Annotated in this window: 7 protein-coding genes and 1 pseudogene; 5 read left to right on the forward strand and 3 right to left on the reverse strand. The window is 64.1% G+C overall.

Features of this window, described 5'->3' with window-relative positions:
- The first annotated feature begins 310 nt into the window (after positions 1–310).
- Positions 311–949, forward strand: coding sequence for a TetR/AcrR family transcriptional regulator (locus CA951_RS41620; protein WP_087562405.1), 639 nt, complete (start codon positions 311–313; stop codon positions 947–949).
- A gap of 248 nt (positions 950–1,197) precedes the next feature.
- Here CA951_RS41620 and CA951_RS41625 read toward each other — a convergent pair whose 3' ends face one another.
- Positions 1,198–2,553 (reverse strand): phosphotransferase family protein, encoded by a 1,356-nt coding sequence (locus CA951_RS41625; protein ID WP_087562409.1) that lies wholly within the window; start codon positions 2,551–2,553, stop codon positions 1,198–1,200.
- A 488-nt stretch (positions 2,554–3,041) separates the two neighbouring features.
- On the opposite strand from CA951_RS41625, the gene CA951_RS41630 reads away from it, so the two are divergent.
- The 4 genes from CA951_RS41630 to CA951_RS41650 all read left to right on the forward strand — a co-directional run bounded on the left by CA951_RS41630 (position 3,042) and on the right by CA951_RS41650 (position 9,727).
- Entirely contained in the window at positions 3,042–4,295 is a 1,254-nt protein-coding gene (locus CA951_RS41630; protein WP_087562410.1) for an acyl-CoA dehydrogenase family protein, read from the forward strand.
- A 456-nt stretch (positions 4,296–4,751) separates the two neighbouring features.
- Positions 4,752–5,735 (forward strand): zinc-binding dehydrogenase, encoded by a 984-nt coding sequence (locus CA951_RS41635; protein ID WP_087562406.1) that lies wholly within the window; start codon positions 4,752–4,754, stop codon positions 5,733–5,735.
- 1,331 nt (positions 5,736–7,066) lie between these two features.
- Positions 7,067–8,314 (forward strand): cytochrome P450, encoded by a 1,248-nt coding sequence (locus tag CA951_RS41645; protein ID WP_087562407.1) that lies wholly within the window; start codon positions 7,067–7,069, stop codon positions 8,312–8,314.
- A gap of 255 nt (positions 8,315–8,569) precedes the next feature.
- Complete coding sequence (locus CA951_RS41650) at positions 8,570–9,727, forward strand: acetyl-CoA C-acetyltransferase (protein ID WP_087562408.1); 1,158 nt, start codon at positions 8,570–8,572, stop codon at positions 9,725–9,727.
- A gap of 423 nt (positions 9,728–10,150) precedes the next feature.
- Here the strand turns inward: CA951_RS41650 and CA951_RS44785 are convergent, their stop codons facing one another.
- Positions 10,151–10,501, reverse strand: a complete 351-nt coding sequence (locus tag CA951_RS44785; protein ID WP_256974308.1) for a hypothetical protein — start codon at positions 10,499–10,501, stop codon at positions 10,151–10,153.
- Between the two features lie 425 nt (positions 10,502–10,926).
- A pseudogene (locus tag CA951_RS44790) lies at positions 10,927–11,444 on the reverse strand (protein kinase); the annotation flags it as partial.
- Positions 11,445–11,775: the final 331 nt, after the last annotated feature.

The raw sequence follows: 11,775 nt of genomic DNA on the forward strand, positions 1-11,775 counted from the left end.
TGGCACCCCCGGTCACCACCACCACCGCATCCTCGAGACCCGTCAATGCCTTCCCTCTCCACTGAGCGCGAGCCAACACCGTGACCCGCATCACTTCACTTTGTATGACGGTATCCCGCACACGGTCTGCCCGTCAACCATGTCGTCGACCACTCGCCCACCCCTGACACGAGCGTGGGTCGTTCGACACCGCCACGCGAAGTCGTTGGCGGCGCCACATGCCAGCTCTAGCGCTCCCGCCGAGAGAGCCGCACGTCGGACTGCCCACCCTCTCGTTTGAACGATCGTTCAGATCACTTAAAGTGGCAGGATGGTCAACGCCGAGAAGCCGCGCCCCGGCTCCCTGCCGCCCACTACCCTCACGCTCCCGGACGATGAGCCGACCGCGGTCGCGCTGATCGCCGCAGCCGTCGAGGTGATGTCGGTGCACGGCTACCACGGCACCTCGGTGCGTGACATCGCCGCCGCCGCCGGCACCAGCCCAGGAATCCTGTACCACCATTTCGGTTCGAAGCAGGTGTTGCTCGCAACTCTGCTCGATCGTGGGCTCGACGCACTCGTCGCGGCCACCGAACTGGCGCTCGACCTCGCCGGCGACGATCCGGCCGACCGGCTACGGGCGATCGTCGCGGCGCACGTACGGATGCACCTGGAGGCGCAGCGGGAGAGCTTGCTGGGCAACAGCGAACTTCGCGCGCTCGAGCCGGGGGCGCTGCGGGTCGTGGTAGCCAAGCGGGACGTCCAGCAGCGTATTTTCGATCGGGTCGTACGGGACGGTGTGCGCCGCGGGGTGTTCGCCGCCCCGCACGCCGAGGATGCCGCCCGGTTTGTCACCGCTGCCTGTACCGCTGTCGCGGCCTGGTACCGGCCGGGCGGGCCGCTGAGCCCGGACGAGATCATCCAACGACACCAGGAGATCTCGCTCGACGCCGTGCGATACCACCGCTGAGCGTGGAGTAGGCCGCGGCCGGTTCGGGCCGGGAGAGGCGTTGATCGAGGCGAAACCCACACCAAACCCGAATCTATTGTGAGCATGCATTTTTGACGCACCACGAGCCATTTTGGCAACGGCCTGCTGCGCGAGGCGCGCTGGCAGACTCACGGCACCGGCGACCGAGGTTGCCGCAGAACCCGACAATCGGGGCATTTCACCGAGTTCGCAGTCACCCGGACGAGCCGAACGGCCGCTCGCGGGGGTCACGCACGGCGGTCGCGATCGCTGGACGCGAGGTAGCGCGGGTTTGCGACAACAACTTGTGCGGTGATAGAACTTCGCACCGCCGTAAGGACGTCGGGGTCGTCCACAGCCGCGCCACGGCGGATGCGAGCTGCCAACTCGCCGTCGTTCGCACAGCCGATTGCCGCCAGCCGGGCGCGATGCGCCGCCCGCTCCGCCGGCCCGAGCCGCATCTCTCGGCGGACGATGGTGAGCGCGTTCGCGGCAACCTTGGCGAGATAGGCGCTGCGAGGGTCTTCGGTCGTCAGTTCCTCCTTCAAAAACCCAGTGACGGCGTTCAACAACTCGTCGGCGGTCGGGCGGTCATACACAGCGGGCTGTGCTACAGGAACCGGATCACGGACGGGGTCCTCGACCACCTCGGCGTCGGTGAGGCCGAGGACGAGAAGGGCGTCGTGTTCAGCCTCCGCAATCCGCCTGCCCAGGACGGCCATTTCCACGGACTGCTCAGTCCCGCCCAAATGCCGTTCGGCCTGCAGTCGACAGAAGACGGCCCACTGAGCGCAGGCATAGGCCTCCCACCAGCGCACCGCCTCCGGGTCTGGATCGACCCCCGTAGCCTGTCCGTAGCTTGCAAACAGCTCCTCGTAGGACCCGAAACCGCCGACCGCGGGTTCTTCGCCGAACCTCCAGGCACGTGCACACAACCAACCGAGGTCCTCGCGCGGATCACCGATGTGGGCAAGCTCCCAGTCAAGGACCGCCCGCACCCCACTCTCGTCGACAAGCAGATTCCCATTGCGGAAGTCGCCGTGGACCAGCGCTGGTGGGACCGGCTCCGGACGTGTCTGTTCCAGCGTGCGGAAGATCAGCTCCATCGCAGGTCGGTCCTCGCCGAACGCCGCGTGGCTTTCGCGCAGGCGCGTGAGCGGGTCGCCGTGCTCATCGAGTCGGGGGAGCTCCGCCGGATCGATCGCATGGATGCGGCCGAGGATTTCGCCGAACTGGTGTACCAACTTCGGCCTGACCACGGCCCAACGGTCGCTCCTGAGCAGTCGGTGCGGAAGTGTCTCGCCATGGAGCCTCTCCATCAGGAGATACGGACTGCCCATGCCGTCAGTACCGTCACCGTGGGCCACCAAGGTCGGTATGGGGACGCCCGCACGTGCACACGCGCGGAAGCAGTCGGCCTCGCGCGCCATACCCGCAGCGTCCGGAGCACCCGGTGGGTCGCGGCGCAATATCAGCTCACGCCCCCCAGCCTCCATCTCCCATGTTTCGCGGCTCGCCCCGCCCGAGAGCCGGCGGAGACCTGCGATCGGGGCACCCAACACGCATTCGAGCGCATCACCCAAGGCGACTGATCCGGCCGTCATCGAGGACACGAGACACTCCTCCCCCGATACGAAGTGGCTGCACCCACAGCGAGCCTGTTCGACAGCGAGCCAGTCGCCCGCCTATTTGCATCGTCATTAGTCATGAACACACCATAGCTCTTATGATCAATTGTTCAATACCTAGTTGACTGACCTGGTCAGAAGGCATACAGTTTGTTGAACGTACGTTTGACGAATTGTGCGGGACAGCCTGCCTGCACGGATAGAAAGCGCTCGCCCAACGGCGCACCAGATGGGCGGGATCTGCACGGCCAAGTCGGGCAGGTCATACACAGGACCAAGGGCCGCGGAACAAGCCGCACGGTATACGTTCCACTGCCTCGCTTCGCCGAGGGCGAGGCGAGGGGAGAACGCCGCACCAACTTCACCGCGGCACAGCCTGCCGCCACGACGCGATTGAGAGGATCAACCATGATTATTGATTCCAGGGCCACCTTGCCCGGACGATGCAGGGCCGGGTGGAAGGCATGAGCAATGCACTGCCATCGGACGTGACCGACCTGCTCCATCGGCTTGACGCGTTCATCGCCGATGAGATCATCCCGCTGGAGGAGCAGGACGACAACCGCCGATTCTTCGACCACCGCCGGGAGTGGGCGCGCACGGATTTCGAGAACGACGGTTTGCCCCGTCCGGAGTGGGAGGAACTCCTTTCCGAGGTCCGTAAGCGGGCGGATGCGGCCGGTTTCTACCGCTATTCGCTTCCGAAGGAACTGGGTGGCGGCGACGGCTCCGACACAGCCATGGCAGCCGTCCGCGAACATCTCGCCCACCGGGGCCTCGGACTACACAATGACCTACAGAACGAACACTCCATCGTGGGTAACGTCGTCTTCGCACACCTGGTCCACCTCTTCGGCACCAAGGCACAGCGCGAGGAGCTCGTCGAAGGTTTGATCACCGGCAGCAAGGGCCTGACGTTCGGGCTGACCGAGCCGGAGCACGGCAGCGACGCAACATGGTTGGAGACGACTGCCCATCGCGTCGGCGACGACTGGGTCATCGACGGGGCCAAGCGGTGGAATACCGGGATTCACACGGCCACTCACGCTCTCATTTTCGCACGGACCGCCGGTGAGCCCGGCTCGGCGAATGGGATCACCGCCTTCCTGGTCCCCACCGACGCACCGGGCTTCGAGGTTCCGTTCTACTGGTGGACGTTGAACATGCCCACCGACCATGGAGAGGTCCTGCTCCGCGCCGTGCGTGTGCCTGCGGCGGCATTGTTCGGTACAGAGGGCGAGGCCTTGTCCATCGCGCAAACCTTCCTCCACGAGAACCGAATCCGGCAGGCCGCGTGCAGTGTCGGGGCCGCACAGTACTGCATCGACCGCGCGGTCGCCCACGCCAAGGAACGACACACCTTCGGGCGGCCCCTGGCCACGCGGCAGGCGATCCAATGGCCCCTCGTGGAGTTACACACCGAGGCTGAGATGTGTCGAACGCTGATCCGCCGGACGGCGGCGGACCTCGACGAGTGCCGGGCCGAGGGACGGCCCGCCGTCTCGGTCGGCCACATGGTCTCGATGTGCAACTACCGCAGCAACAGGCTCGTCTGTGAGGCCGCCGACCGCGCGATGCAAGTGCTGGGCGGCATCGGCTACTCACGACACGAACCATTCGAGCACATTTACCGCCATCACCGCCGATACCGGATCACCGAGGGTGCCGAAGAGGTCCAGATGCGCCGGGTCGCAGGCCATCTGTTCGGATTCCTCTGATCACGGGACGCAGACGGTCCCAGTGACCACATTCGCCTACGCCTTACGCAGAGGCGCACCCTTCTCCCGACCTGGTCTGCCGCTTCATGGTGATCAACTGTCGGCGGTGCCGCATGGAGAAGAGCACTCTGCCTGCGCCACTCGATCCGGAAGGCAAGGCCAGGCACGATGGATGGTGCGCTGGAAGGCTGCCGCCGAGGAATTCGAAGCCGGGGCTGATGCGTTTCGCGTTCGGTAGGTGGCCTGCACACGATTCGGTTGAAGTGATCCTGGCTGATTTCGTCCACCTGCGTTGGGCACGGGCACAATCAATGCAAGAAGAAGTGTGCGCCAGTCCCGTGACGGACTGCGGGAAAGCTGTAAAATCATTCGTGGTTTGAATGGAACTTCGTTGCAAATCTCCTTGAAAACAATTGAAGCCGAAGTGTTTTCAAATTCCGATGGAGGAAGTCCAGAGTGAAAGCGTATCAATTCTCGTCACCTGCGAACGGGTTGGAACTCGTGGAAGTCGAACCGGCGCATCCGGGTTCAGGTCAGGTGGCTATCGACGTTGAGGCCGCCGGAATGTGCCAGTCCGACGTCCATATCGTGAACGGGCACGGAGACGATTGGCTCCGACAGAGGCCGATCGTACTCGGCCACGAGGTCGCCGGAAGAGTTCGAGAGTTGGGCCCGGGAGTGACCGGCGTGGGAGTGGGCGATCGTGTTGCGATCGCCTTGGCATCCCACCCCATCGAGCACGCGGACTTCGCAAATTCGATTGGGCTCGGATTCGATGGAGGCTACGCACCTCGAGCCTTGGCCCGAGTAGAGAGTCTCGTCCAGATTCCTGACAATGTTTCGTTCGCAGACGCTGCAGTAGCAACGGACTCTGTGGCCACCGCATATCACGCTGTTGTCGCCGAGGCCGAGGTGGGCCCGGGAGCAAACGTAGCCATCATAGGCCTGGGTGGGCTTGGGCTGAACGCCGTGAAGATTTCGACGTTATTCGACGCGAACGTATTCGGTGTGGACATTAATCCGGAGACGTTCGCCACCGCGCGTGCGCTCGGTGCGGAAAGTTGCTATGCGAATATAGCTGACATACCTGCAGCAATCGATGTGGCGATCGACTTTGCAGGGGTCGGCTCGACGACGACAGAGGCAGTCGCTGCAGTTCGACCTGGAGGTCGCGTGGTGCTTGTTGGTCTTGGGGCATCGGAATCTCTCGTATCGACGTACCAGTTGGTGATCAAGAACGTTCGACTGGTCGGGTCGATCGGTGCGAGTGTCGATGAGCTCCGCGCAGTCCTCGAACTCATATCGAAGGGGCTCCTCACCCCAGTTTTGGAAGAAGTTGCCTTTGCCGACCTACCCGCAGCGCTCGCGCGTCTCGAGGCCGGTGACGTTCGCGGACGTATCTTCACCCGACCGGGCCTGAACCGCGGAGCCGGCTTTTGAAGTCGAGTTTGTGGTAAGGGTCAACTTCGGGACTGGAAGCGTCTTTGAACCCGCCACCCCATACCTCCTAGCTGGACGCGTTACACGAGCGCGAGATGTGCTGCTGCGGGCAGGTTGCCGACCGCATTACGGCAGACCGTGGCAGCCGAGCGTAGTCGGCCCGGAGTGGTTGTGGGGTAGAGAGTTCGGGCCAGGCCGGCGCGCAGGACCCGATCGTAGACACGCGTGAGGAGTTTCGCTGTGCCGAGTCCGAGGTCGGTCACCTGATACCGGTGGGTGCCCTGCCCGGCGGACACCCTGTCCGGGTCGAGTCCGCGCAGCTCGCGGGTGGGGCTGCGCAGGTCCTTGCTATCGAAGCCGCTCGGGTGCAGCAGGCTCAGGTTGGCGGTGCAGCGATCCCCGCAGTGCGGGCAGATTCGTCAGTCGTTTCCCGGTCCCGTCGCGGGTATTGATCGCGGTATCGATGCACGGGGCCCGTAATTCCCCCTGATCCTTGCTTCATCGTGGTGTGCTTCGTCGGCGCCGAAGGTCATCTCGAGACCCTCAGACGACGACGGAGCACCAAACGCGTTCGACCTGTCCCTACAGGGACGCCCCCATGTCCCCTGCCTCGGCCGTTGTCCAACGCGGCACCGAGCTGCCCACTGGTCCGTATGGCCGCTCGCACAACAGCGAAGCTCCGTCTCCACTGCGAGGGTAGCCGTGACGAGCCTGGTCCGCGCGGCCATCGCCGCGGCCGCCGGTCGAGAAGTCGATTGCCTCGACGCAGGTGGCGCAGTCGACCGGCAGCGACGAGTACACCCAGGCCCGGTCCAGCCGTAGGCATTCGAACGCCACCTCAACCAGGCCTGGCTGCGTCGCAGCCCGCTCTTCGGGTGGGACGAGGCGGTCGATCGCGCCAGGTCGGTAGCCGCGTACGAGTACGTCGGCTTCGGCCGGCAGCTCTTGTAAAGGTACGGCCGGAAGTCGGCCTGATGTCCAGATATGCCAAGCGCTTTCCGAGCATAGGTTCGGTGCCCGCGCCCAAGACCGATGCTTTCGCCTGAGCCGGTGGACCCGAGCCGCAGCACCTCCGCTCCGCAAGCGGCGAGAAGCGGGTTGCCATCGGTCGAGATCCTTCAGTCCGACAAGCGGATGTCGCGGCGTCGGCGTCCAGCGTCGCCGCGGCTCGCCGGGCGTTCCTCGAGCGCAACGATCGGCTCGGCGGGCCACGGCTCGACCCTGCGGATGGTGGGCTCGCAGGAATTCGATCGTTGACAGAGTTCGTATGACGTAGTCCAATACTACAAAGATAATTGAGAGTGCCGTCACACCCTGCAAAGGAGCAACTTGTGCCAACGACCTACGAGCAGCCGGGGAATGTTTCCATCCCGGATTTCAGTGATCCGGCCACCTACACCGAGGCGGTTCCCCGTGCCGCCTTCGCCGAGATTTTGAACCGACCGGGTTTGCATTGGGTCCCCACCAAGGTCGCCAACAAGAATGGCGGATATTGGGCGGTGTCCCGGTTCGCCGACATCAACGCGATCGAGAAGGACCCGGCGACGTTCACCTCCACCGGGGGCCCATCGTTCCCTTACACGAATCTCTCGCCCGACCACCCATCGGTAGACATGATTATGTGCACCGACCCCCCGCGGCACAATTACCTGCGCCGCGCGGCAGCCAAGGGGTTCGCCCCGCGAATCGTCAGAAAATTCGAGCCGTGGGTCCGGGAAGTCGTTACCGATGCCATCGATGCGATCGAGGGCAGGTCCGAATTCGACTACGTCGAGGAATTCGCCCGCACGATCCCCGCGTACGTCATCGCCACGGTGCTCGGCGCCCCCCGAGAGGACCGTGCATACCTCGTCCAGCTGCTGACGGACTTCTTCGACGCTGCGCAGCATTTCGAGGACCTCGAGGAGGGCGAGGGGACTGCCGATCGCGTGATCCCGCTGCTCGGGCAATTGACGGAATACGCCGCAAAAATGCAGAAGGTGAAGCTGGCGCACCCGGGCGACGACATGTTCACCGAGCTGAGCCGGTGTGTCGAGCGCGGCGAGATCAACCAAGCCGAGTACTTGCAGTGGATGTTCGTCATGATCGCCGCGGGTTTCGAGACCACCCACACGACGATCGGTCAGTCGATGCGGATGTACCTGGAAAACCCGGAGGTCGCTGCCCTCACCGACAAGGCCGTAGCGGAGGGCCAGACCGAACGCGCGGTCGACGAGTATCTCCGGGTCATCAGTCCGGTGATTCAGATGGCCCGGACCGCCACACGGGACCTGACCTTTGCCGGAGAACAGATCCGCAAGGACGACGTCCTTGTCCTCTACTACATCGCCGCGAACCGGGATCCGGCGGTCTTCTCAGACCCGGACCGGTTCGATCCGTGGCGTCCCGAAACGGACTCGTTGGCTTTCGGTAGCGGCGTGCATCGCTGCATCGGCGCCCACCTGGCGAAGCTGGAGTTGCAGATCCTCTGGGAAGAGCTGCATGCCCGCGGCGTGCGGCTCGAGCTCGCGGGTGAACCACGCCGCGGATGGTCCAACTACATCAACCTTCTGACCGAGCTTCCAGTGCGCCGGATCTAACGCCTCTGATCCAGAATGTCGTCTCCCCGCACATCAAGTGCGGGGAGACGATGTACTCCGCCTTCGCGCTGGCGGCCTCTTGCCCGACGGGTGCGGACTCGTCTTGTGACAATGTGCATCCGACGCTCCGGCCACGCATCACTCCTCGCCTCGGCAGTCAGCACCGTGACGGCCGGCCCATCCGAAACAACCCGCAACACAATCGAGCCGGTGGCTGCAGCCACACCTTCCCGCAACCTCTTACGGAGTAAATCCATGCCCGAGGCATACATCGTCGACGCCGCCAGAACGCCGGTTGGCGTCGGTAAGCCCAGCGGCGGCTTCGCTACTGTTCATCCGGCCGATCTGGGAGCGCACCCGATTCGCACCCTCGTGCAGCGCGGCGACTTCGACCCCGCCGCAATCGACGACGTCATCTACGGGTGTCTCGACACCATCGGAGCTCAGGCGGGAAACATTGCGCGCACCTGCGCCGTGGTTGCCGGACTGCCGCAAACCGTGCCGGGGGTGACCATCGACCGACAGTGTGGATCCTCCCAGCAAGCACTACATTTCGCAGCGCAGGCGGTGATGAGCGGCACGGCCGATCTGATCGTCGCCGGTGGCGTGCAGAAGATGAGCCAGTTCCCGATCGGATCGTCCTACTCGGCGGGCGAACCCTATGGCGCGATCGATCCGTGGAGCGGGTCACCCGGCTGGTTCCACCGATTCGGCACTGCCGAGGTATCGCAGTTCGCCAGCGCAGAACAGATCGCATCCGACTGGGGGCTTTCTCGTCTGGAGATGGAGGAGTTCGCACTCAGCAGTCACCAGCGGGCCGCTGTCGCACAACGCCAGGGCCGCTTCCATCGGGAAATCACTCCGCTCGCAGGAGTAACCGAAGACGAAGGCCCGCGACCGGGCACCACTTTGGACAAGATGGCCCGCCTGAAAACGCTACGCCCGGATGGGCGGCTCACCCCAGCGGTGTCCAGCCAGATCTCGGATGGGGCCTCGGCCCTGCTGGTCGCCTCAGCGGATGCCGTCAGGTCCCACGGACTGGTCCCGAGGGCCCGCATCCACCACATCTCAGTGCGTGGCGACGACGCAGTTAACATTCTCACCGCTCCCCTGCCGGCCACCGAACATGCCCTGAAGCGTGCCGGGATGACAATCGCCGATATCGACCTCTACGAGGTCAACGAGGCCTTCGCCAGCGTCCCGATGGCGTGGCTCGAGCACATCGGCGCCGACCCGGACAGACTCAACGTCAACGGCGGCGCTATCGCACTCGGACATCCCCTGGGCGCCTCCGGCGCCCGGTTGATGATCACCCTCTTGCACGAACTCGAACGCACCGGCGGCCGCTACGGACTGCAGACAATGTGCGAGGGCGGCGGACTGGCCAACGTCACCATCATCGAACGCCTGTAGCAGTCCGGGCCATCGTCGATATACCGCGTGATCACAGATGGCGGTCGGTTACCCAACAGCAGGAGAGTCGAGTCGCGTGCTTCGACGAATGGACTAGCAGCACGCCAACCGTCCTCAGCACTGTCGTCCCGCCTTCTCACGCTCCCGTTTCGTCGGCTCGGCTTGCGCGGAACTCGGTGCGGATGACGCCGGACTTCATTCGCCGAGGGCATAGGCTATGGCGGCGGGCATTCCGAGCTGATGTGTCACGTTCGCATCTCTCGCGGTACTGGGCCAATCCGGATACGAAAATGGAGGAACTTCCCACTGGCTGGCTGAGTGGCTCCGCCGCCGAGGTCAATATCACTGTTCGTTCGAAGGCACCCTCGCCGGCAGCGAACCATGCGAGTATTTGCAGGCACGTGCTGACGCTGAGCCGCTCCTTTACTCTTTGAGCAGCGCGGATCGACTGTCGAAGTAGCTCGTTCGCGCGGTCGCTGGTGCCGTGTCGCCACAACACCACAGCCAAGTCCCACGGCGAATACGACCGATGCACTGCTTCGCCATGATGCTCGGCGACTCGAGCACGCCCTCGTAACATTCGATCGCCCGCTCGGTGTGGTCGAGCAACTCGTACGCCATTCCGAGACCCTCGAGTAAGACGATCCGGAAGGCAAGTGCGCGTGGCACCGAAGCATAAATCCGGCGTGCGGCTTCGAAATGGACTCGGGCATCGTGCACTTCACCGCCACACAGGACCCGGCAACCTTCAGCATGGTCGATGTGCGCCTGCACCAACGGATCCGAGGTTCGATCGGTGAGGAGCCGAGCGGTCGACACCTCCGGCAAAGGTCGACTGAGTCAGGAGTCGATCGATCCACCGTCGTCATTCGCTCACCCATCCCCCGGTATCCCGAGGGGAACGGTGCTGCGACTTCGAAATCAGCGAGGACCACGGCGGCCCCCTCGGCGATCAATGCCACCGCGTCGTTCCCCGGGCAGTTGTCTGGGCAACCGGAGGTCCGGGCTGGCGCGGAGCAGTGCTTCGGAAAGTTTCGCGACTGCATCGAGCACCTGCTCGCAGTTGTCCAGGGCGACCAGCACCCACGCGAACCGAAGAATTCTTGGAGAACCTCGAGAAGTGGTTTCGCGGATCTATCGCGGAGCCCTACTGCATCCGCCACCATGTTCACAAGAAGCGAGTCGTCGCGCAGGTTGCGCAACTCGTATACATCGGCCGCCGAACTGGGTGCGCCACCAGCGATGACCTCCGGGCTGTGAACGCCGGAGTCCCGGTCACGACTCCGGTGGTGGTTTCGAACCCGCCGAGATGCGCGCGATACCCAAATCCGTCATCGCCGGCTCCCCGTAATCGGTGAGCAGAATGTTCGCAGGCTTGACGTCACGATGGAGAATCTCGAGTTCATGCGCGGCTTCGAGAGCGCCAGCGATCTTGACGCCCACGCAGAGCGTGCCCTCCAGCGTCAACGGGCGGCCCCTGCGAATGCGTGCATCGAGGAGTCGTGGGCGTGAAAGGGCATCACGATATAGGGGCGGTCGTGCTCGGTGATTCCGACCTGCAAGATGTTGACGGCATTGGGGTGGCCTGCAGCGATAGACGACCCCGAAACCCCCATGCCCGATCTCAGCGACGTCGGCGAACCCGGCCCGCCGCCAACTCCCCGACGATCGCCCCGCCCGCATCTGGGCGGGTGGCGAAGGGATCGACGTCGCTCATCACTTATACCGATCTCGACCTGGTCGAGCCCAGGAGAAAGCTCTCGGATTGCCGAACCGTTTCTCCTGCATGCTTACTCGAAGCTACTCGCCTCGATGTCGATCCGCCCCGAGTCACCCTCAGCATCTGCCACTACTGTGTGCGTACCCTCTTCGGCGGTGCATGCAGAGCGCTGATCCTGGTGTCTCGATTACTGCGTGTTGGGGATGGTCACGACCATCCCGTCCAGAACGGCCTCGAACTGGACCTGGCAGGACAGCCGACTGCACTCCGTCGGCTCCTCCGCAGCCACCTCGAGCATGTCCACCTCATCGGCCGAACGAGCCGGAAG

Origin of the sequence: Rhodococcus sp. NCIMB 12038 (assembly GCF_002165735.1) — a bacterium.
GTDB lineage: Bacteria > Actinomycetota > Actinomycetes > Mycobacteriales > Mycobacteriaceae > Rhodococcus_F.

What these genes read in the sequence shown, in the direction of transcription:
- CA951_RS41620 (WP_087562405.1), top strand. Translation starts at nt 311, where the DNA reads ATGGTCAACGCCGAGAAGCCGCGCCCCGGCTCCCTGCCGCCCACTACC.
- CA951_RS41625 (WP_087562409.1), bottom strand. Translation starts at nt 2,553, where the DNA reads ATGACGGCCGGATCAGTCGCCTTGGGTGATGCGCTCGAATGCGTGTTG.
- CA951_RS41630 (WP_087562410.1), top strand. Translation starts at nt 3,042, where the DNA reads ATGAGCAATGCACTGCCATCGGACGTGACCGACCTGCTCCATCGGCTT.
- CA951_RS41650 (WP_087562408.1), top strand. Translation starts at nt 8,570, where the DNA reads ATGCCCGAGGCATACATCGTCGACGCCGCCAGAACGCCGGTTGGCGTC.